The sequence below is a fragment of the Tessaracoccus sp. O5.2 genome (genome assembly GCF_964266725.1).
GTDB classification, from domain to species: Bacteria; Actinomycetota; Actinomycetes; order Propionibacteriales; family Propionibacteriaceae; genus Arachnia; species Arachnia lapidicapta.
Genome location: NZ_CAXWGV010000023.1, coordinates 111130 through 131190 on the forward strand (window position 1 = coordinate 111130; position 20061 = coordinate 131190).

Sequence of the window (20061 nt, forward strand, 5' to 3'; positions counted from 1 at the left end):
CGGGTCAGAGGCCTTCGCGCTTCGGGATGGTGAGCGCGATCGGCTTGTTCACCTCGGCGAAGAAGTCGTTGCCCTTGTCGTCGACGATGATGAAGGCTGGGAAGTCCTCGACCTCGATCCGCCACACCGCCTCCATACCGAGTTCCTCGTATTCGACGACCTCGACGTGGCGGATGCAGTCCTGCGCCAGCCGGGCAGCGGGGCCGCCGATGGAGCCGAGGTAGAAGCCGCCGTGCTTGTGGCAGGCGTCGGTGACGGCCTTGGAGCGGTTGCCCTTCGCCAGCATGATCATCGAGCCGCCGGCGGCCTGGAACTGGTCGACGTACGAATCCATGCGCCCGGCGGTGGTGGGGCCGAAGGATCCGGACGCCATGCCCTCGGGCGTCTTCGCGGGCCCGGCGTAGTAGACGGGGTGGTCCTTGAGGTACTGCGGCATGGGCTCCCCGGCGTCGAGGCGCTCCTTGATCTTCGCGTGCGCGATGTCGCGCGCGACGATGAGCGGCCCGTTGAGCATCACGCGTGTCTTGACGGGGTGCTTGCGCAGTTCGTCGAGGATCTCGGGCATGGGCCGGTTGAGGTCGATGCGGACCGCCGCGCCCTGACCGGTGCCGGTGATGCCGTCGGTCTGCGCGTCGAGCTCCTCGTCGACGTGCTCGGGCATGAAGCGGGCGGGGTCGAACTCGAGCTGCTCGATGAACACGCCGTCCGGGGTGATCTTGCCCAGGCACTGCCGGTCCGCGGAGCAGCTGACGGCGATCGCGACCGGCAGCGACGCGCCGTGACGCGGCAGCCGGATGACGCGGACGTCGTGGCAGAAGTACTTGCCGCCGAACTGCGCGCCGATGCCGAGCTTGCGGGTGAGTTCGAGGACCTCGTTCTCCAGCTCCACGTCGCGGAAGCCGTGGGCCGCCATCGAGCCCTCCGTGGGCAGCGTGTCGAGGTACTTCGCGGAGGCGTACTTCGCGGTCTTCAGCGCGAACTCGGCCGACGTCCCGCCGACCACGATCGCCAGGTGGTAGGGCGGGCAGGCCGCGGTGCCGAGCGAGCGGAGCTTCTCCTCCAGGAAGGTCATCATCGACGCGGGGTTCAGGACCGCCTTCGTCTCCTGGTACAGGTAGCTCTTGTTCGCCGAACCGCCGCCCTTGGCCATGAACAGGAACTTGTAGGAGTTTTCGTGGCCGACCGCCGTGTCGGCGTACAGCTCGATCTGCGCGGGCAGGTTGGAGCCGGTGTTCTTCTCTTCCCACATGGTCAGCGGCGCGTTCTGCGAGTAGCGCAGGTTGAGGGTGGTGTAGGCGTTGAACACGCCCATCGACAGGGGACGCTCGTCGGTGCCCTCGGTGAGGACCTGCTGGCCGCGCTTGCCCATGATGATCGCGGTGCCGGTGTCCTGGCACATCGGGAGCACGCCCCCGGCGGCGATGTTGGCGTTCTTCATGAGGTCCAGGGCCACGAACTTGTCGTTGGGGGAGGCCTCGGGGTCGTCGAGGATGGTGCGCAGCTGCTGGAGGTGGGCGGGGCGCAGGTAGTGCGCGATGTCGTGCATGGCCGTCTCGGCCAGCAGCGTCAGCGCCTCGGGAGCGACCTTGAGGAACTGCCGCCCCTCGGGGCCCTCCACCGTCTCCACACCCTCGGTGGTGAGCAGCCGGTAGGGCGTCTCGTCGTGCCCGATCGGCAGCATGTCGACGTAGCGGAACTCGGGCATGGGACCTCCCTCAGCGAACGGTCCGACCAGTCTCGCAGACCGGTTCGCAGCGACCGACGGTGGGGGTCGTTTGGGGGTAACGCCGGGCCCGCGCGGGGAGTAGTTTTGTCCCATGACGATGTTCAGGCTGGACGGGAAGCGCGCGCTCGTGACCGGCGCGAGCCGGGGGATCGGGTTCGAGGCCGCGCGGCAGCTGCGTGAGCTCGGCGCCGAGGTGACCATCGCGGCCAGACGGCCGGAGGAGTTGCGCGCCGCGGCCGAACGCATCGGCGCCCGCTGGGTGCCCGCCGATGTCAGCCGCCTCGTCGACGTGCAGCGGGCGGTCGACGCGGCGGGCGACGTCGACATTCTGGTCAGCAACGCCGGAGGGCCGCCGCCCGGGCTGCCGAGCCAGGTGGACGAGGAGGCGTGGGCCACCGGCTTCGAGACGACGTTCATGTCGACGGTGCGGCTTGTCGACGGCGTCCTGGCCGGCATGCGGGAGCGCGGCTGGGGCCGGATCATCGCCATCACGAGCCTGACGGTGCGCCGCCCGGCGCTGAACCTGCCCGTCAGCAACGCGATGCGGGCTGCGGTGACCAACCACCTGCGCACGCTGTCGCTGGAGGTCGCCGCCGACGGCGTGACGTGCAACGCCGTCGCGCCGGGCTACACCGCCACCGAACGGCTCAAGCGGCTCCACTCCGACGCGGCCGAGGCACGCCGCGTGCAGGAGTCCATCCCGGCGCGGCGGTTCGGGGCCCCGGCCGAGGTTGCCGCCGCGATCGCGTTCCTGGCGTCGAACGAGGCGGCGTACATCACGGGCCAGGAGATCGTGGTCGACGGCGGCTTCACGATCTGATCGGCCCGGGGTGGCGCGAGCGGTGGACCCGTCTAGGCTGACGGCGTGGCGGAGGAACTGAGCGACAGGCAGCGGGCGGCCCGGATCAGGCACGAACTGAGCCAGGGGCACGCCCGGGCCGAGGCCGCCCAGGCGAAGGTGCTCATCGACGAGTTCATCGCGGAGGCGCGGGCCCGGGGGATCGAGCCGCGGCTGCTGAAGGCGACGCTGCTCAGCGGCCACGTCGTCAAGACCGACAAGGTCGGGTGGTACCTGCGCAACAACCACTCGGTGGCCATCGACGTCGACGGCAACTACTACACGATGACCGTTCCCGGCGGGCTGATGGAGCGGGTGCGCGGTGTGAAGCTGGAGCCGACGCTCGCGCCGCTGGTCATCGGCCGCGGCGGCCGCGACGGTGAGACGGGCGATCTCAAGGAGTTCCTGGCCTGGGTGCTCGCCGGCGAGATCAAGCAGGACTGAGCACCCCGCGCTGCTGCCCCGCTGCGCTTTTCGTGGCATCATGGGCGAGTCGTGTCCCCGCCCGAGGAGAGAATCGCGATGACAGATCTGATCGGCACCGCACCCCTGCGCTGACGCCGTCGAGCTCTCGCTCCGGTCTCAGCGCACCCGCTGATCGATCGGAGTTCTTGTGTTTTCTGTCACGTTCAACCGCGTCCGCCTCGCCTGGCCGGACGGCTCCCCCTGCCTCGACGACGTGACGCTCGCCTTCTCGCCGGGTGTGACGGGCATCGTCGGCGACAACGGATCGGGGAAGTCCACCCTGCTTCGGCTCATCACCGGCGAGCTGACCCCGACGGCGGGCAGCGTCACCGTGGAGGGGGCGGTCGGGGTCCTGCCGCAGAACCTCATTCTGCGCACCGGCGACACCGTCGCGGACCTGCTCGGCATCCGGGCCGGCGTCGACGCGCTGCGGGCCATCGTGGCCGGAGACGTCGACCCCGCCCACTTCGACGCGGTGGGCGATGACTGGGACGTCGAGGCCCGCGCCGTCGCGGAGTTGGCGGGCGTCGGGCTGGACCTTGACCTCGACCGCCCGGTGGGCACTCTCTCTGGTGGTGAGGCGATGCTCGTGGCGCTCGTCGGTCTCGCGGTGCGGCGCCTCGACGTCGTGCTGCTCGACGAACCCACCAACAACCTCGACCGCGACACCCGCGCTCGGGTCTACGAGCTCCTGTCACGCTGGCGCGGGACGGTCGTCGTCGTCAGTCACGACGTCGCGCTGCTGCGTCGCGTCCACCAGATCGTGGAGGTCCGCGACGGCGGGGTCGCGGTGTTCGGTGGGACGTGGGATGTGTACCGAGAGTCGGTCGCGATCGCTCAGGAGGCCGCCCAGCGGGCGCTCCGGGCCGCCGAACAGCAGCTCCGAACCGAGCGTCGGCAGAAGATCGAGGCGGAGAAGCGCCTAGCCAGACGGGAGAATGCCGGCAAGCCGGCGGCTGAGCGCGGGGTCAGCAAAGCCGCTCGCGACTTCTACGCCAACCGCTCCGAGAGGGCGGTGGGGAAGGCCCGTGGCGAGTTCGACGCCAAGATCGCCGCGGCCAGGTCCGCCGTCGAGGACGCCGAGGCCAGGGTGCGCGACGACGAGCGGGTCCGCATCGACCTGCCCGACCCTGGTGTCGGAGCCGGACGGCGGCTGGCGGAGATCGTCGACGCCGCCGGGACCGTGCACGTCATCCAGGGCCCGGAACGCGTCGCGCTCGTCGGCCCCAACGGCGTGGGGAAGACGAGGCTGGTGGAGTCGCTGGTGAGATCGATCAGCGCCCGCGTCGGCTACCTGCCGCAGCGCCTGGACCACCTCGACGACGCGCTTGCCGTCCTCGACTGCGTCCGCGCCGCGGCCCCCGCCGTCGAGCCCGCGAAGATCCGCAACCGGTTGGCGCGCTTCGGTCTGCGGGGCGACTCCGTTCTCCGCCCGCTCGGCACCCTCTCCGGCGGCGAGCGGTTCCGGGCCGCGCTCGCCGCCCTCCTGCTGGCCGAGCCGCCGGCGGAGCTTCTGATTCTCGACGAACCCACCAACAACCTCGACCTCGCCACCGTCGAGGTCCTCGTCGGCGCTCTGGCCGAGTACCGCGGGGGACTGCTCGTTGTGTCGCACGACGACGAGTTCCTCGCGAGGCTGGGCGCGGTCCGCACCCTGGTCCTCGGCTCGGACGGGACACTGGTAGAGGCCCACGATGTGGCGCGGAGAGAGAGGAACGACGATGGACATTGACCTCACCGGCCTGGACGGGGCCATGGCGCAGCGCTCGTTCACGGGCGTCATCGCCGTGCACGCGGACGGGCGTCGCGTCGCGGAACGATGCGCGGGCTACCGTCATCGCGCGCATCGCGTGCCCATGACCGTTGACACCCGGATCGCGGTGGCGAGCGGATCCAAGGCCTTCACCGCCCTGGCCGTCATGCGGCTGGTGGACGACGGGCGGCTCCGGCTCGACCAGCCCGTTCGGGAGATGCTCGGGGCGGATCTCCCGCTCATCGACGCAGCCGTGACGGTCGAGCACCTCCTCACCCACACGTCGGGGATCGGCGACTATCTCGACGAGGACGGTGACTGGGAGGTCTCGGATCACGTCCTCACGGTCCCCGTCCACACCCTCACGACGGCCGAGGCGTTCCTCCCCCTCCTCGACGGTCACGCGCAGCGGTCGCGGCCCGGGGAGCGCTTCTCCTACTGCAACAGCGGCTACATGATCCTCGGCGTCATCCTGGAGCGGATCACCGGCGACACCTACCACGAGGCGGTCACCCGGCTCGTCCTCGAACCGGCCGGGCTCACCCGGACGGGTTTCCTGCCGCTCAACGAGCTCCCGGCGGATGCGGCGGTCGGCTACATCCATGACGACGGCGACCTCGCCAACACCCTCCACCTGCCGGTCCTCGGCAATGCCGACGGCGGAGCATTCACCACCGCCGACGACCTGCACCAGTTCTGGACGGCGTTCCTGGAGGGACGGATCGTCGCCGTGGACACTGTCGCCGCGATGACGCGGCCGCGACACGACGTCCCCGGCGAAGGGCTGCGGTACGCGATGGGCTTCTGGGTCCACCCGACCCGTGACGTCCTCATCCTCGAGGGCTACGACGCCGGGGCCTCCTTCCGGTCCAGCCACGCCCCGGTCCGTGGGCTCACGGTGAGCGTGCTCGGCAACAGCTCGGAGGGCGCCTGGCCGGTGATCGGCGCGGTCGCGGGCCTGCTCGACGCCGCGCTCCAGCACGCCGACGAGGTGGGCGATCCTCCCAGCGGCGCTGACGTGGACCGCCCGCGATAGCGCGCGCAGCGCGGTCTACCATCAGTGACCATGGCCATGTTCTCGCTCACCCGCACCACGACCCCCACCTCGGACGCCGCCCGGCTCGCGGCGCTCGCCGACCCCGGGTTCGGCCGCTACTACGTGGACCACATGGCGATCATCGACTACCAGGCCGGCGACGGCTGGCAGGAGCCCCGCATCGTGCCCATGAGCGAGTGGGCGCTGCACCCCGCCGCGGCGGTCCTGCACTACGGCCAGGAGATCTTCGAGGGCCTCAAGGCCTACCGCCGCGACGACGACTCGATCTGGCTGTTCCGCCCCGAGCGCAACGCCGCGCGGTTCGTCCAGTCCGCGAAGCGCATGGGCATGGCCGTCCTGCCGGAGGGGCTGTTCCTGGCGTCGGTCAACGAGCTCGTCGAGCTGGAGCGCGACTGGGTCCCCGTCGGCGAGAACGAGCAGAGCCTCTACCTGCGGCCGTTCATGATCGCGTCCGAGCCGTACCTGGGCGTGCGTGAGGCGAACACCTACCGCTTCGCCGTCATCGCGACCCCGGCCGGCCCGTACTACTCGGAGCCGGTCAAGCTGTGGATCACCCCGAACTACACGCGCGCGGCTCCCGGCGGAACCGGCACAGCGAAGTGCGGCGGCAACTACGCGGCCAGCCTGGTCGCCACGCAGGAGGCCGCGGCCAACGGCTGCGGCCAGGTCCTGTGGACCGACGGTGCCGAGCACAAGTGGGTTGAGGAGTGCGGCACGATGAACATCATGTTCGTCACCGACGACGGCCAGCTCCTCACCCCGTCGCTCGGCTCCATCCTCGCCGGCGTGACCCGCGAGTCCATCCTGGCCCTCGCCGCGGAGCACGGTTTGGAGGCCGTCGAGCGGCCCATCTCGGTGGACGAGGTCCTCGACGGCGTGGAGTCCGGCCGCATCCCCGAGGTGTTCGCGTGCGGCACGGCCGCCGTCGTCACCCCGATCACCGGGTTCAACTCGCCGGACCGCGGCGTCCAGACCGTGGCCGACGGCACGCCGGGCACCAAGACGCGCGAGATCCGCCAGCACCTGGTGGACATCCAGTTCGGGCGGGCCGAGGACAAGTTCGGCTGGACCCGGAAGGTCGGCTGACCAGGCCCGTGACGTCATGAGCATCCCCCCGCCGCCGCGACGCCGGCCGTGGGCCCCGGTCCTGGCTGCGGTCGGGGCGGGGCTGCTCGTCGTGGCCGTGGCGCTCGGCGTGTGGGTGGGCCGGGGCTTCAGCGAGATGGTCCCCGCGCCGTCGGACATCAAGTCAGTCGCCGGCGACACCGTCGTCGCCATCGACGACGGCGAGACCCTCATCCTGTACGCCCCGCGGCGCATGATGCCGACCTGCGACATCACCGGCCCCACCGAGCAGGTGCCCGACATCGAGCTGCGCGGCGACACCTACTCGTTCCCGGTCGACGGCGTCTCCTACGAGTCGATCGCGAAGATCGGCGGACCCGGCCAGCCTGCGGGTGAGTACACGGTGGCGTGCGTCGAGGACGGGCTGATCGTCGCGCCGCCGCTGGACGTCGGCCACATCGTCGCCGTCGTGTTCGCGCTGCTGGGCGTCCTCGCGATCGGTGGGCTTGGGGTGGTGGCGGTCGTCGTCGGACTGGTCGTCTGGCAGATGAACAGGCACCGCACCGCCTGAGGAATAGTTTTACTTTCAACTTGTTGTGTTACCGTAGACAGGCACACAACACGGTTGGGAGCACCACATGCAGTTCGGCATCTTCACCATCGGCGACGTCACGACGGACCCCACCACGGGCCGCACGCCGTCGGAGCACGAGCGCATCCGCGCCACGGTCGAACTGGCGAAGAAGGCTGAGGAGGCGGGCCTCGACGTCTTCGCCACGGGCGAGCACCACAACCCGCCCTTCGTGGCGCCCGGCAACCCGCCGATCCTCATGGCCTACCTCGCGGCGGCCACCGAGCGGCTGATCCTCTCGACGGCGACCACGCTCATCACGACCAACGATCCGGTCCGCCTCGCCGAGGACTACGCCTACGTCCAGCACCTCTCCGGCGGCCGCGTCGACCTCATGATGGGGCGCGGCAACACCGGCCCCGTCTACCCGTGGTTCGGCAAGGACATCCGCGACGGCATCGCCTTGGCGGTTGAGAACTACGCGCTGCTGCACCAGCTGTGGCGCGAGGACGTCGTGAGGTGGGAGGGACGGTTCCGCACCCCGCTGCACGGCTTCACCGCGACCCCGCGGCCGCTCGACGGCGTGCCGCCGTTCGTGTGGCACGGCTCGATCCGCTCGCCCGAGATCGCCGAGCAGGCCGCGTACTACGGCGACGGCTTCTTCCACAACAACATCTTCTGGCCGTCCAGCCACACGCGCCGCATGGTGGACCTGTACCGCCGTCGCTTCGAGCACTACGGCCACGGCCGCGCCGACCAGGCCATCGTCGGGCTCGGCGGGCAGGTGTTCATGCGGAAGAACTCCCAGGACGCCGTGCGCGAGTTCCGCCCCTACTTCGACCACGCCCCCGTCTACGGCGGCGGCCCGTCGCTGGAGGAGTTCACGCGCGAGACGCCGCTGACCGTCGGCTCCCCGCAGCAGGTCATCGAGCGGGTCCTGGGCTTCCGCGAGTACGTGGGCGACTACCAGCGCCAGCTGTTCCTCATGGACCACGCGGGGCTGCCGCAGAAGACCGTCCTCGAGCAGATCGACATGCTCGGCGAGGAGGTCGTGCCCGTGCTGCGCAAGGAGTTCGCGGCGCTGAAGCCGGCCCACGTCCCGGACGCGCCGACGCATGCGTCGCTGGTCGCGGCGCGCGGGGCCGTGGCGGCGCCGGAGCGGACCGAACCGTCGGTCGACCGCTGGACCGGCACCCGCGCCGAGGACGACAACAAGCTCTGAGGAAGGACCCCATGTCTCGCATCGTCGTGATCTCCGGCGGCCTCGGCACGCCGTCGTCCACCCGTGTCCTCGCCGACGACATCCTCGCCCACCTCCGCGACGACCTCGCCGCCCGCGGCGAGGCGCTGGAGGAGACCGTCGTCGAGCTGCGCGAGCTCGCGCACCCCGTCATGGACGCGATGCTCACCGGCTTCCCGACCGGGGAGTTGGCCCGCGTCGTCGACGCCGTGGCCGAGGCCGACGCGCTGGTCGTCGTCTCCCCGACCTTCTCCGCCTCCATCAGCGGGTTGGTGAAGAGCTTCTTCGACATCCTGGAACCGGACACGCTCGCCGGCACGCCCGTGCTGCTGGCCGCGACCGGCGGCACCGAGCGGCACTCGCTGATGCTGGAGTTCGCGATGCGGCCGCTGTTCAGCTACCTCGGCGCCGAGCCGGTGCGCACGGCGATCTTCGCCGCGACCGCCGACTTCGGGGCGGGGTCCGCTGCCTTGCGAACGCGCGTGGCGAGGGGTTCGGCGGAACTCGCCGACGCCGTCGCGGGCGCCGGGCGTCGATCCTCACGGGAGACCGCGGGGTTCGTCGACTTCCAGCAGCTGCTCGCCGGCTGAGTCAGCCCTGCGGCTGGGCGAGCGCCTCCGCCATCGATTCGGGCCCCCAGGTCAGGATCTGGGCCGACGGGATGGCCATGAGCACGACCGCGTTGCCGTTGCCGACCCACACCGTGGTGTCCGGCGACGGCGTCGCGAAGACCTCGTAAGCGGACTCCTCCGCGCTGGCGCGCACGGCGTCCAGCACCGCGGCCGGATCCTCGTCGGCGACCATGACGCTCACCTCGTCGGCGCTGGTCACCAGCGAGTCCTCGGGCAGGCGGATGCCGACGGGTACCCGCACGGTCTGCGGGCCCACCGTGATCTCCTCGGTGTTCACCTCGCCGGTGAACACCTCGCCCGACGGCTGCGCCTCCGAGGATGTGGCCGGGACGGGAGGGGCGCTGGGCGCGGACCCGTCGTCGGCGCACGCCGTGACGGCGAGCGCGAGGATCGCGAGGACGACGGCACTGACCCGGGAACCCATGCCGTCCACTCTAGAGGCCGGTGGGCGACCGATCAGCAGGCGGCGGCCTCGTCGTCCAGTCCGGCGAACAGGCAGGTCGCGGGCGCGTCGCTCTCGGGGAACGGCTCCCCTGCCCCCAGCAGGTAGGCCTCGCCGGAGCCCGGCAACTCCTGCATGATCCGGTAGAACTGCCAGAACGGATGCTCGATGTCGACCTGGCTGCGGTGCGCGCCCAGCGCCCGGCGGCACACCTCGAGCCAGGGCGCCGTCTCGATCACCGCGACGATCTGAGCGGGGTCCGGGCCGAAGCTGTCCGCGCCGCGCTCCTCCTCGGGCCACAGCTCGAGCCCGCGCTCCTTGGCGATGGCGTACGCCTCCACCCAGCGCTGCGTGTTGTGCGTGTTCCACACGATGCGCTGGATCTCCCAGGGCGCGCCCAGGTCCGGCCGGTGCGACGGCGACGCCGCGAGCACGCTGGCGTACATCAGCACCCGGTGCGCCTGGATGTGGTCGGGGTGGCCGTAGTTGCCGTGCGGGTCGTAGGTGACGGCGACCTGTGGCCGGCGGTCCCGGATGACCTCCACCAGGTGGTCCGCGGCCTCGAGGAGGTCGGCGCGCCAGAACGCGTTGTCCGGCATGGTGTCGGGGACGGCCGCGCGGCCGTCGGGCCCGGTGGTCATGCCGGAGTCGTGGTAGCGGCCCGGACCGCCGAGGTAGACGTGGTCCGTGACCCCCACCTCGCGGAGCGCCTGATCGATCTCCGACATGCGGTGCTGGCCGAGCTCGGAAGGCGTGTAGTGCTGCCACTCGGGGAGCATGATCTCGCCCAGCTCGCCCAGGGTGCAGGTCACGAGCGTGACCTGGCCGCCCTCGTCCAGGTAGCGCGCCATGGTGGCGACGGACTGGCTGGACTCGTCGTCGGGGTGGGCGTGGACGAGAAGAAGTCGGTGGTTCACGGCGGACAGTCTACGCGCCCTGCCGAGGGTAATCCAAGCTTCAACTACCGGGCTGGTGCGAGCCCGAGCAGCGGACGGAGCTCGTCGAGGGTTGCGACGGAGTGGTCCGCCTCGTCGTCGACGGGGGCCTCGGGTGACTCCAGCGTCGCGGTGGCGAGCCCCGCGCCGGCGGCCGCCTCGGCGTCGATGGGCCGGTCACCGACCGCCAGGCACTGGGCGCGATCGAGACCGTGCCGCTCCAGCATCGCGCGGTACATCGCCGGGTCCGGCTTGCGCGGATAGCCGTCGGCGGTGGAGATCAGGTCGTCGACCTCCAGGCCGATCCCGGTGAGCAGGGACTCGGCGCTGGTGCGGTCGCGATGCGTCACGACGAGGTTGAGGCCGCCGGCAGCGCGCACGTCGTGCAGCAGGGCCGCGGCGCCGGGCATCGCGGGGGCCGGGGTGGCCCGCCAGCGGGCCTTCAGCGCCTCCTCGGCGGCTTCGAACGCGGCCTCCGGTACGCCGAAGCGTGCAGAGAGGTGCGCAACGGCGTGCCCCGTCGACACCCGCGTCAGCCGCGACACCTCGTGGACGTCGACCGAGCCGCCGTGATCGGCGACGACATCAGCCAGCGCGCGGTCGAGCTGCGGGTAGGTGTCGACGAGGGTGCCCCCCATGTCCCAGAACACGTGTCGGTACATGGCAACCAAGCCTAGGCGTCAGGGGAGGGGGTCGCCCATGAGATCGCGGGCGCGCTCCATCAACGCGATGGTGCTCAGGGTGGCGTCCAACGGCCGGACGGGAGACTCGGTCAGGCCGGCGCCGATGCAGCGCGCCACCTCGACCGCCTCGTGGAACAGGCCCACGTGCGCGACGCGCTCCTCCTCCCAGCGCAGGACCTCGCCGTCGCGGAACCGCACTTCGACGGGGCCCGGGTGGTAGAACGGCCCGTCGAGGACCAGCGTCGCGTCCGAGCCCGCGATGACGGCGGTGGTCGGGGTGTCGGCAACCATCGACGCGTGCACCGTCACCTGCCGCGCGGCGTCGTCGGTGAGGAGGGCGGCGAACTGGCCGACGGAGCCCGTGGCGTGGCGCTGCCCGGTGGCCGCGACGACGTCGAGGCCGGGGAGCACCCAGTCCACGAACATGAGCGGGTAGGTGCCCAGGTCGTTCATCGCGCCGCCGGCCTGCGCCGGGTCCATGGCGCGGTGGTGGTCGACGAGGTACTCGCCCATCTCCGCGGACACGGACTCGACGGTGCCGAGCAGGCCGGAGTCGAGGACCTGCCGCACGACGTCGTAGCGCGGCAGCGCCAGCGTCCACAGTGCCTCCATGCAGAACAGGCCGCGGGACCGGGCCAGCTCGACGAGGGCGGCGGTGTCCGCGAGCCGCGGGGTCATCGGCTTCTCGACCAGGACCGCCTTGCCGGCCTCGAGCGCGAGCCGCGCGTGCTCCAGGTGGTCCAGGTGACCGGTGGCGACGTAGACGACGTCGACGTCCGCCGCGACCAGGTCCTCGTAGGAGCCGAAGGCCGCATCGATGCCGAACTGGTCGGCGAACTCCCGCGACCGCCCCATCGTGCGCGACCCCACCGCGACCACCCGTTGGGCAGTGTTGGCGAGGAGGGTGGAGACGAACTGGTGGGCGATCCAGCCGGTGCCGAGGATGCCCCAACGCAGGCTGGGCACCTCGCCGGCGGGTCGTGGCTCGGGGAGCCGCCTCACCGATCGACCTCGACGAACCGCCCACCCGAGTACATCGACTCGACGACGGCCTCGCCGACCAGCGTGGCCCGCTCGGCGTCCGCGAGGGTGGCCAGCGTCGACGGGCGTCCGGCGCGCACGGCGTCGACCCACTCCTGCAGCTCGAGGCGGTAGGCGTCGGCGAACCGGGGCCGCCAGTCGGCCGCCAGCGGCGTCGACGTGGCCAGGTCCGCGTTGACGAGCAGTTTCGCGGGCTCAGCCAGGGTCAGCACCCCGGTCTCGCAGACCGCGTCGCACCGGATGTCGTAGCCGTAGCGGGCGTTGAGGAAGACCTCGACGGTGCTGAGCGATCCGTCGGCGGTGCGCACCAGGATGAGGAACGGGTCTGCGAGGTCGACGGCCGTCGAGCTGGGGTGTCCGGCGTGCCAGGCGACCTCGGTGATGGGGGCGTCCAGCAGCCACGGGATGAGGTCGAGGTCGTGGATGGCGGAGTTGAACACCACGCTCTCGTTGGTCGCGCCCGGGCCCGACGTCACGCCGCGGCCGACGGAGTGGATCATCAGCGGGCGACCGTGCCGGCGGGAGCGCAGCGCGTCCTTCATCTGGACGTAGCCGGGGTCGAAGCGGCGCATGAAGCCGACGGCGACGCGGGGCACGTCATCGCCCACCGTCCGGCGGTGGTGCGCGATGACGTCGCCGCAGGTGGCGGAGTCGTAGGCGAGGGGCTTCTCGACGAGTACGTGCTTGCCGGCGTCGAGGCAGGCCTTCACCTGGTCGGCGTGCAGGAAGTCCGGCGAGGCGATGACCACGGCGGCCACGTCGTCGGCCGTGATCAGTTGCTGCGGATCCTCGTACACGCGGGCGCCCGCGATGCCGGCGATGGCCGCTTCGGCGCGCGCTTTGTCCGGATCAGCGATGGCGACGACGGTGGCGCCGGAGATGAAGCGGTGGAGATTCTGAGCGTGATCGGCGCCCATGATTCCTGCGCCGATGACCCCGATGGAGAGACTCATTTGTCCTGACCTTTCTTGGGTGATCCCAGCGTACGCGATCCGCCGTCGGTGGGGAAGAGGCCGGACGGTAGCGTATCCGCCGTGCACGAGATCGACCCCACCCGCGTCCGCGCGCTGAAGCGCACAGTCCTCATCGTCGCCCTGCTGAACCTGGGCTACTTCTTCGTCGAGAACGCCGTGGCGCTGGCCATCGGGTCGGTGTCGCTGTTCGCGGACTCCGTCGACTTCCTCGAGGACACGGCCGTCAACCTGCTGATCTTCCTCGCGCTGGGGTGGCCGCTCGCGCACCGCTCGGTCGCCGGCAAGGTGATGGCCGGGGTGATCCTCGTGCCCGCCGTCGCCGCGCTGTGGCAGGCGATCGCGAAGTTCCAGAACCCGGAGGCGCCGGACCCGCTGTCGCTGGTCCTCACCGCCGGAGGCGCCGTCGTCGTCAACACCATCTGCGCCGTGCTCTTGCTGCGGCAGCGCGACCACGGCGGCTCGATGACGCGCGCCGCGTGGCTGGCTGCCCGCAACGACGTGATCATCAACATCGGGATCATCGTCATGGGTGTGGTCACCCTGACCGTGGTGCGCAACGGCTGGCCGGACGTCGTTCTGGGCCTCGGCATCGTCGCGTTGAATCTGCGCGCGGTGAAGGAGGTGTGGGAGGTCGCGGAGGAGGAGAACCTGGCGGCCAAGGCGTTGGCCGGTGAGGTCGACGACGACTGATCCCCGTCGGTGTGCTGGTGGCGCTGCTCCCGCCGGCCGTCGCGCTCGGGGGTTGAGCCTGACACGCGGTCCGGGGGCCGTGGTTGAGCCTGACACGCGGTCCGGGGGCCGTGGTTGAGCCTGATCCACGGATCGACGAGGATGTCAGCGCTATCAGACCGAATTCGCGCGTTGAGCCTTGCCGCAGGCTCAAACCATCCGGCCAGACCGCGTGTCAGGCTCAACGCACCTCGCCAAACCGCGTGTCAGGCTCAACGCACCTCGCCAGACCGCGTGTCAGGCTCATCGACGGCGGGCTCGGCCACGGCGGGGGCGACGAACGCGCGACGCCCCGACGGATCCACCGGGATCACCCGATACCCCCCACCGTCGGCGACCACGACCACATCCTCTCCCGGGTAGCCACCCAAGGCCGCGGCCAACCCCGCGACATCCCACGGGGCCGCGGCCGCATCCAGCCGGCCCCACACCTCGACGCGCGAGCCCGTCGCCCGCGTCAGCTCCCGATCCAACTCCGGCCCGACGGCGCCCACGAGCACGACGCTCCGGGGGCCGGTCACCCGCACGGTCGCCCCGGCCGCGCGATCCTGCCGGAACACCGCCCCGTGGTACGCCGAGACGGCGGCGGCGCCCACCAGCGTCCCCAGCCCGTAACGCGACGACCGCACCGTGACCCCGCTCACAGACCCCGCGACGACGTCCTGCAGCACGATCACCGCGACAGCGATCAGCGCCACCACAGCCGCGATCCCGGCCAGCCCGAACAGCACCACCAGGTAGACGCGGCGCGTCGGCGACACCAGCTCAGAGTCCGGCGACACGGCCGCCGCGCGCCGGACCCGCGACCAGAAGATCCACCACACCGGCACCCCCACCACGAGGAGGGTCACCGCGGCCAACAGCGTGTTCATGACCGTCATGCCGACGTCCACGCCGGGCGTCAGCGCCTCGATGAGGCTCACCAGCACGGTCCCCATGCCGACGGCGGCCGCGGCCAGGCCGATCCCGGCCACGAGGTACTCGTACACGCGGCGGGGCTCGGTGCGCCCCTCGGCGGTGCCGAGGACAGTGCGGTGGTACCACCACACCACCAGGCCGACGACGACCGCAGCGGCCTCGACCGGCGCGCTGTCGAAGTGCTGCGCGGCCGACGAGCCCTGCCGGTCACCGACGAACCACACCAGCACGCTCCACAGCAGACGGCTGCCGCCGACCAGCGCCATGATGAGCCCACCGCCGACACCCAGCGGGAGGACGACCGCCAGCCACAGCGGCCGACGGGGCAGCCGGATCGCCGCCGTCGCCCAGTACCGCACCCACAGCAGTCCGCCGGCCAGGACCGCGCCGAGCGACTCGCCCAGCACCCCGAGCGGCCGGCCGAAGCGCTCGCGCCCCAGGAGCAGATCCAGCGATCCACCCAGCGTGTTGACCAGCCCGGCGACCCCCATGACCAGCCCCAGCACGGAGCCCAGCAGCAGGTGCGGGGTGTTGCGGTCGCCGTCGAGCGTGCGCCTGGCGAGCCACCAGTGCACGGCCCACACAGCGGTCCAGGTCAGCACCACCGCGACGCCGTCGGCGTCGAGGTCACCGTCGCCGAGGGCCGCGAAACCCACCTGCGGCAGGGCCGTCGCCGCGACGAACGCCGCGACCAGCGCGGCCAGTGTCACGTAGGCGATGTAGAGACCCGAATCGCGTTCTGCGGGGTCGAGGCGGTGGGAGCGTCGGGTGGCCCACGCCAGCACGGCCAGCAGCGGGCCGCCGACGAAGACGAACGCCAGGCCACGCGCCAGCTCGGCGTCGGGATCCACCCACTCGGGCACGTCGGCGCCGAGCAGCATCCCGAGCAGCTCCGCGACCCCGATGGCGACGACCACCACCAGCGCGAAGAGCAGGACGTACTGGAAGAAGCGCCTGACGCTGCGGGCGTCGATGCCCGGCCCGCGCCGTCGCGCGGCGGCGACGACCAGCACGATCGCCCCCACGATCAGCGCCAGGGTGAACACCAAACTGAACACCAGGAACATGTCGGATCGCCTCACTTACACGAGAAGATGGGCCAGGGGTGGCCGGTGAGGATCCAGCCGTCGCCGTCGGCGCGCAGATCGAAGACTTCCCGGTGCGTCGACGAGTCGAGGAACCCACCCGCCTGCTCCGTGACGTCGAGCACGACGCGCGCGGTCTGGCCGGTGGCCGTTGACTCCGCGACCGCCATGCTGATGCGGCTCGGGCGGTAGACCTCGGGCAGCGGCGCGCGGCAGCCGAGGGCGGGGTCGAGGTAGTCGACGGCCTCCTCGTCGTCGCCGTCGATGACGGCGAGCACGAACAGCTGCACGGTCCCCTCGGGGGTGGCGGGGTCCAGTTCCGGCGGCTCCCGCGTCGCAGTGAGAAGGCCCGCGATCACCGCCAGGGCCACCACCAGCCCGGCCACGACCGCGAGGACCAGGTTCGGGCGGTTGGTCATGGCACCAGAATCCTCCTGACTGGGGGTGTTGGCGCAGGTATCCGAAAACTGCGCCCGCCCGCCCGCGGAGAGCAGCCCGCGTTGGTGCACCGTGACACAATCATCGCCATGACACGCGTGATCGCGCTCGACAGACGCACCTGGGCCAAGGCCACCTGGCCGCTCGGCACCCACCCTCACGCGGAGGGCGTGACCTTCGCGGTGTACGCCCCGGCGGCCACCAGGGTCCAACTCGAGATCTATCCCGAGGCGCTGGGCGCCCGGGCCACCAAGACATTCCTCCTCGCCAAGGGCCGCGACGGCATCTGGCGCGGCCTGCTGCAGGGCCTCCAGTTCGGGGCGCTGATCGGCTTCCGCGCCTGGGGCCGCAACTGGCCCTACGTCAAGGGATGGAAGCCCGGATCCGACCTCGGCTTCATCTCTGACCTCGACGAGTACGGCAACCGCTTCAACCCCAACAAGGTCCTGTTCGACCCGTACGCCCGCGAGGTCACGCACAACGTCTTCACCGACCAGCTGCATGACTTCGGCGTCAACGACGGCGTGTTCGGCACCGGCGGCGAGATCGTCGACGGCGTCCCCCGCCGCAACATCGACACCGGGCCCTACGCGCCCAAGGGCGTCCTCATCGCCGACTACACGCCGGTGACACCCAAGCCGCGCATCCCCAGCGAGAAGAACGTCATCTACGAGGTGCAGGTCGAGCAGCTGACCGGCCACCCGTCCGTGGCCCGGCTGTCGGAGCTCCTGAGCCGCGAGCCCGGGTTCGAGGGCGTCGTCGACATCCCGCCGGAGTTCCAGGGCACCTACAAGGGCGCCGGGATGATGGCGCCGTACCTCAAGGCGCTAGGTGTCACCACCGTCGAACTGCTGCCGGTGCACGAGCAGAACGCCTCCGAGTCGGCCCGCGAGGGCGCGACCAACGCCTGGGGCTACATGACGCTGTCGTTCTTCGCGCCCAACCGGCAGTACGCGGCCGACAAGAGCTGGTGCGGACCGACGCGCGAGTTCAAGGAGATGGTCTCGGCGTTCCACGACGCCGGGCTCCAGGTCTACCTCGACGTCGTCTACAACCACACCGCCGAGGGCGGCAACTGGAACGGCGACGTCAACACCACCGGCTTCACCAGCCTCGGCGGCTTCGCCACGGCCGAGTACTACCAGATGACGTCGGACAAGCGGCTCATCGACGGCGCCACCGGCACGTCGAACCAGGTCAACTACTCCTCGGAGGCGGCCCGGAACCTGGTGCTCGACTCGCTGCGCTACTGGACGCAGGACATGCAGGTCGACGGCTTCCGCTTCGACCTCGCGACCGTGCTGGGCCGGCTCCCCGACGAGGCGCACCCCGACGACTGGGCCAGGCAGAAGCGGTTCTTCTCCGATCACCCCCTGCTGGTCGACATCGCCGAGTTCGCCCGGCAGGAGCGCATCGAGGTCATCGCCGAGGCCTGGGACCTGTGGGGCTATGAGGTGGGCAACTTCCCCCGCGGCTGGGGGGAGTGGAACGGCCGCTACCGCGACGCGGTGCGCCGCTTCACCAAGGGCGACGCGAACACGGTGGCGTTCACCGACATGTTCAACGGCGACTACCACCACTTCCACGACAGCGGCGGTGCGCAGAAGACCATCAACTTCATCACGGCGCACGACGGCTTCAACATGGCGGACCTGGTGTCGTACCAGGAGAAGCAGAACAACCAGGAGCCGCCGTTCGGCCCGTCCGACGGCGGATCCGACGACAACCTGTCGTGGGACTCGGGCGGCTCGCAGGCCCTGCGTCGCCAGCGGCTGCGGAACCTGTGGACCATCCTGTTCTTCTCCCGCGGGGTGCCGATGATCGTGGCCGGCGACGAGTTCGGCCGCACGCAGAACGGCAACAACAACCCGTGGGCGCTGGACTCCGTGGCGATGCGCAACAACTACGCCATGATCCCGACCAACGCGCCGCAGCGGGTCCCGGTGGCCGAGGGCATCGACGTGCCCTACCACGACAACCTCGGCGTCTACGAGACCGCAGAGCACGTCAACGGCCAGTTCCGGTTCGCCACCTTCCTCGCCAACCTCCGGCAGCGCCACGAGGCGCTGCAGCAGCGGCGGTGGGGCGACATGGTGGCGGACGACAAGGACGTGTCCTACCTGTTCCACACGCCGTCGGGTGACGGCTATCCGAGCGAGGGGGACCGGGCGGTCGCCGTGCAGATCGACTCCCCGGGCGATGACTTCTGGGTCATGATCAACATGGCCGACGTCGACATCGACTTCAGGGTCCCGCCGCCCCTGGAGGGTCACATCTGGCGCCGGCTCATCGACACCTCCACGTTCGCGGAACCGGCCTGCAACCACTGGCCCGAGGGTGAGGGCATGATCGTGGCGGACGGCACCACCGTCGCCGCATGGTCCGTGGTGGTGTGGCAGGAGCAGCCGATCCCCGACGGCTCCCGAGAGATCCCGGTGTGGAAGGACTGACCATGAGCGAGCAGGGCGTGGACGGCCAGGCCGCCGGCAACGGGCGGCGCGCCGCCGTCGTGTTCAACCCGACGAAGATCGACCGCGAGCACCTCGAGAAGGTGGTCGAGGCGGCCGAGCGGGAGGCCGGCTACGAGCCGTCGCTGTGGCTGGAGACGTCCGCGGAGGATCCCGGCGTCGGCATGGCGAAGCAGGCCGTGTCAGAGTGCTGCGACGTCGTGCTCGGCGTCGGCGGCGACGGCACCATCCGGGCGGTGGCCGAGGGCCTGCACGGCACGGGCGTCCCATTGGGGCTCTGCCCGCGGGGCACCGGCAACCTCCTAGCCCGGAACCTGGACCTGACGCTGGACAACCTGCCCGAGTCGGTGGCGACGGCGTTCGCCGGGGTGGCGCGCGAGGTCGACCTCGCCGTGGCGGAGTGGCGGCGCGCCGACGGGACCCGCGAGGAGCACGCGTTCGTCGTCATGGCCGGCATGGGGCTGGACGCCCAGATCATGTCCAAAACCGACGAGGAACTGAAGAAACGGGTCGGGATGCTCGCCTACGTCAAGGCCGGCGTCGAGTCGCTCAAGCGCAACCACCGCATGTGGCTGCAGTACCGGCTCGACGACGACCCGCCACGCAGCGCGCGGGTCCACACGGTGCTCGTGGGCAACTGCGGCTCGATCGGCAACAACGTGCTGTTGATGCCGGAGGCCGCGGTGGACGACGGGGTGCTCGACGTCGTGGCCGTGGTGCCGGAGGGTCGCTTCGGGTGGGTGCGCGTGGCGTGGAAGGTGCTGGTCGACAACGCGTTGTTCCGCGGGCGGAAGAAGAAGCAGAACGATGACCGCGAGCTGAACTACCAGCAGTGCAAGCGCATCGAGGTGTGGCTGCGCGAGCCCGAGGAGATCGAACTCGACGGCGATCACTTCGGCGAGGTGATGTCGGTCGCGGTCCGGGTGGAGCCGAAGGCGCTGCACGTGATGATGCCGCCGGACTGGGAGCCGCCGTCGGCTGACGACTGAGCCGACATAATG

The 20061-nt window shown here is 70.8% G+C and carries 19 protein-coding genes; 11 read left to right on the plus strand and 8 right to left on the minus strand.

All coding sequences use genetic code 11. The features are described from left to right. Positions 1-4: 4 nt before the first annotated feature. Complete coding sequence (locus ACFQPD_RS08975; protein WP_385900198.1) at positions 5-1705, minus strand: fumarate hydratase; 1701 nt, start codon at positions 1703-1705, stop codon at positions 5-7. A 112-nt stretch (positions 1706-1817) separates the two neighbouring features. On the opposite strand from ACFQPD_RS08975, the gene ACFQPD_RS08980 reads away from it, so the two are divergent. The 8 genes from ACFQPD_RS08980 to ACFQPD_RS09015 all read left to right on the plus strand — a co-directional run bounded on the left by ACFQPD_RS08980 (position 1818) and on the right by ACFQPD_RS09015 (position 9305). Next, a complete protein-coding gene (locus ACFQPD_RS08980) occupies positions 1818-2546 on the plus strand; it encodes an SDR family oxidoreductase (RefSeq protein WP_385900199.1) in 729 nt (242 codons plus the stop codon). Positions 2547-2591: 45 nt separating this feature from the next. Further along, on the plus strand, positions 2592-3008 hold the full coding sequence (locus tag ACFQPD_RS08985) for a hypothetical protein (protein WP_385900201.1): 417 nt from the start codon (positions 2592-2594) through the stop codon (positions 3006-3008). 169 nt (positions 3009-3177) lie between these two features. Beyond that, on the plus strand, positions 3178-4761 hold the full coding sequence (locus ACFQPD_RS08990) for an ABC-F family ATP-binding cassette domain-containing protein (protein ID WP_385900202.1): 1584 nt from the start codon (positions 3178-3180) through the stop codon (positions 4759-4761). After that, positions 4751-5818 carry a serine hydrolase domain-containing protein gene (locus tag ACFQPD_RS08995; RefSeq protein ID WP_385900203.1) on the plus strand — a complete coding sequence of 356 codons (1068 nt, stop codon included), beginning with the start codon at positions 4751-4753 and terminating at the stop codon, positions 5816-5818. Before ACFQPD_RS08990 ends, ACFQPD_RS08995 begins: the two co-directional genes overlap by 11 nt. A 30-nt stretch (positions 5819-5848) precedes the next feature. Beyond that, a complete protein-coding gene (locus tag ACFQPD_RS09000; RefSeq protein ID WP_385900204.1) occupies positions 5849-6925 on the plus strand; it encodes a branched-chain amino acid aminotransferase in 1077 nt (358 codons plus the stop codon). Between the two features lie 16 nt (positions 6926-6941). Then, a complete protein-coding gene (locus ACFQPD_RS09005; protein WP_385900205.1) occupies positions 6942-7475 on the plus strand; it encodes a hypothetical protein in 534 nt (177 codons plus the stop codon). Positions 7476-7542: 67 nt separating this feature from the next. Further along, positions 7543-8697, plus strand: a complete 1155-nt coding sequence (locus ACFQPD_RS09010) for an LLM class flavin-dependent oxidoreductase (RefSeq protein ID WP_385900206.1) — start codon at positions 7543-7545, stop codon at positions 8695-8697. Between the two features lie 11 nt (positions 8698-8708). After that, positions 8709-9305, plus strand: a complete 597-nt coding sequence (locus ACFQPD_RS09015) for a CE1759 family FMN reductase (protein ID WP_385900208.1) — start codon at positions 8709-8711, stop codon at positions 9303-9305. 1 nt (position 9306) lies between these two features. On the opposite strand, the gene ACFQPD_RS09020 is transcribed toward ACFQPD_RS09015, so the two are convergent. From ACFQPD_RS09020 to ACFQPD_RS09040, 5 genes are read right to left on the minus strand one after another with little or no spacing between them, the layout of a single operon-like run. Continuing rightward, positions 9307-9771 carry a hypothetical protein gene (locus ACFQPD_RS09020; RefSeq protein WP_385900209.1) on the minus strand — a complete coding sequence of 155 codons (465 nt, stop codon included), beginning with the start codon at positions 9769-9771 and terminating at the stop codon, positions 9307-9309. A 32-nt stretch (positions 9772-9803) separates the two neighbouring features. After that, positions 9804-10706: an N-acetyl-1-D-myo-inositol-2-amino-2-deoxy-alpha-D-glucopyranoside deacetylase gene (gene mshB, locus ACFQPD_RS09025; RefSeq protein ID WP_385900210.1), complete on the minus strand. Its 903-nt coding sequence runs from the start codon at positions 10704-10706 to the stop codon at positions 9804-9806. A gap of 44 nt (positions 10707-10750) precedes the next feature. Then, positions 10751-11386 carry an HAD-IA family hydrolase gene (locus ACFQPD_RS09030; RefSeq protein ID WP_385900212.1) on the minus strand — a complete coding sequence of 212 codons (636 nt, stop codon included), beginning with the start codon at positions 11384-11386 and terminating at the stop codon, positions 10751-10753. 18 nt (positions 11387-11404) lie between these two features. Continuing rightward, complete coding sequence (locus tag ACFQPD_RS09035; RefSeq protein WP_385900214.1) at positions 11405-12409, minus strand: Gfo/Idh/MocA family protein; 1005 nt, start codon at positions 12407-12409, stop codon at positions 11405-11407. Beyond that, positions 12406-13401 carry a Gfo/Idh/MocA family oxidoreductase gene (locus ACFQPD_RS09040; protein ID WP_068751876.1) on the minus strand — a complete coding sequence of 332 codons (996 nt, stop codon included), beginning with the start codon at positions 13399-13401 and terminating at the stop codon, positions 12406-12408. The genes ACFQPD_RS09035 and ACFQPD_RS09040 overlap by 4 nt, the downstream gene beginning before the upstream one ends. Before the next feature lie 81 nt (positions 13402-13482). Between ACFQPD_RS09040 and ACFQPD_RS09045 the strand changes: the two genes are divergently transcribed. After that, positions 13483-14112, plus strand: a complete 630-nt coding sequence (locus ACFQPD_RS09045) for a cation transporter (RefSeq protein WP_385900216.1) — start codon at positions 13483-13485, stop codon at positions 14110-14112. A gap of 251 nt (positions 14113-14363) precedes the next feature. On the opposite strand, the gene ACFQPD_RS09050 is transcribed toward ACFQPD_RS09045, so the two are convergent. Further along, the gene (locus ACFQPD_RS09050; protein WP_385900218.1) at positions 14364-16151 is read right to left on the minus strand and encodes a DUF5671 domain-containing protein; all 1788 of its coding nucleotides are present in this window, start codon (positions 16149-16151) and stop codon (positions 14364-14366) included. After that, on the minus strand, positions 16148-16573 hold the full coding sequence (locus tag ACFQPD_RS09055; RefSeq protein ID WP_068751878.1) for a hypothetical protein: 426 nt from the start codon (positions 16571-16573) through the stop codon (positions 16148-16150). The genes ACFQPD_RS09050 and ACFQPD_RS09055 overlap by 4 nt, the downstream gene beginning before the upstream one ends. A gap of 108 nt (positions 16574-16681) precedes the next feature. Between ACFQPD_RS09055 and ACFQPD_RS09060 the strand changes: the two genes are divergently transcribed. Together ACFQPD_RS09060 and ACFQPD_RS09065 are read left to right on the plus strand one after the other, a co-directional pair. After that, positions 16682-19042 (plus strand): glycogen debranching protein, encoded by a 2361-nt coding sequence (locus ACFQPD_RS09060; RefSeq protein ID WP_385900220.1) that lies wholly within the window; start codon positions 16682-16684, stop codon positions 19040-19042. A 2-nt stretch (positions 19043-19044) separates the two neighbouring features. Further along, positions 19045-20049 carry a diacylglycerol/lipid kinase family protein gene (locus ACFQPD_RS09065; RefSeq protein ID WP_385900222.1) on the plus strand — a complete coding sequence of 335 codons (1005 nt, stop codon included), beginning with the start codon at positions 19045-19047 and terminating at the stop codon, positions 20047-20049. Positions 20050-20061: the final 12 nt, after the last annotated feature.

Coding starts and splice junctions, on each gene's coding strand:
- ACFQPD_RS09010 (WP_385900206.1), top strand. CDS start 7,543: ATGCAGTTCGGCATCTTCACCATCGGCGACGTCACGACGGACCCCACC.
- ACFQPD_RS09060 (WP_385900220.1), top strand. CDS start 16,682: ATGACACGCGTGATCGCGCTCGACAGACGCACCTGGGCCAAGGCCACC.
- ACFQPD_RS09040 (WP_068751876.1), bottom strand. CDS start 13,401: ATGAGTCTCTCCATCGGGGTCATCGGCGCAGGAATCATGGGCGCCGAT.
- ACFQPD_RS08975 (WP_385900198.1), bottom strand. CDS start 1,705: ATGCCCGAGTTCCGCTACGTCGACATGCTGCCGATCGGGCACGACGAG.
- ACFQPD_RS09020 (WP_385900209.1), bottom strand. CDS start 9,771: ATGGGTTCCCGGGTCAGTGCCGTCGTCCTCGCGATCCTCGCGCTCGCC.
- ACFQPD_RS09000 (WP_385900204.1), top strand. CDS start 5,849: ATGGCCATGTTCTCGCTCACCCGCACCACGACCCCCACCTCGGACGCC.
- ACFQPD_RS09030 (WP_385900212.1), bottom strand. CDS start 11,386: ATGTACCGACACGTGTTCTGGGACATGGGGGGCACCCTCGTCGACACC.
- ACFQPD_RS09065 (WP_385900222.1), top strand. CDS start 19,045: ATGAGCGAGCAGGGCGTGGACGGCCAGGCCGCCGGCAACGGGCGGCGC.
- ACFQPD_RS09055 (WP_068751878.1), bottom strand. CDS start 16,573: ATGACCAACCGCCCGAACCTGGTCCTCGCGGTCGTGGCCGGGCTGGTG.
- ACFQPD_RS08995 (WP_385900203.1), top strand. CDS start 4,751: ATGGACATTGACCTCACCGGCCTGGACGGGGCCATGGCGCAGCGCTCG.
- ACFQPD_RS08980 (WP_385900199.1), top strand. CDS start 1,818: ATGACGATGTTCAGGCTGGACGGGAAGCGCGCGCTCGTGACCGGCGCG.
- ACFQPD_RS09015 (WP_385900208.1), top strand. CDS start 8,709: ATGTCTCGCATCGTCGTGATCTCCGGCGGCCTCGGCACGCCGTCGTCC.
- ACFQPD_RS09005 (WP_385900205.1), top strand. CDS start 6,942: ATGAGCATCCCCCCGCCGCCGCGACGCCGGCCGTGGGCCCCGGTCCTG.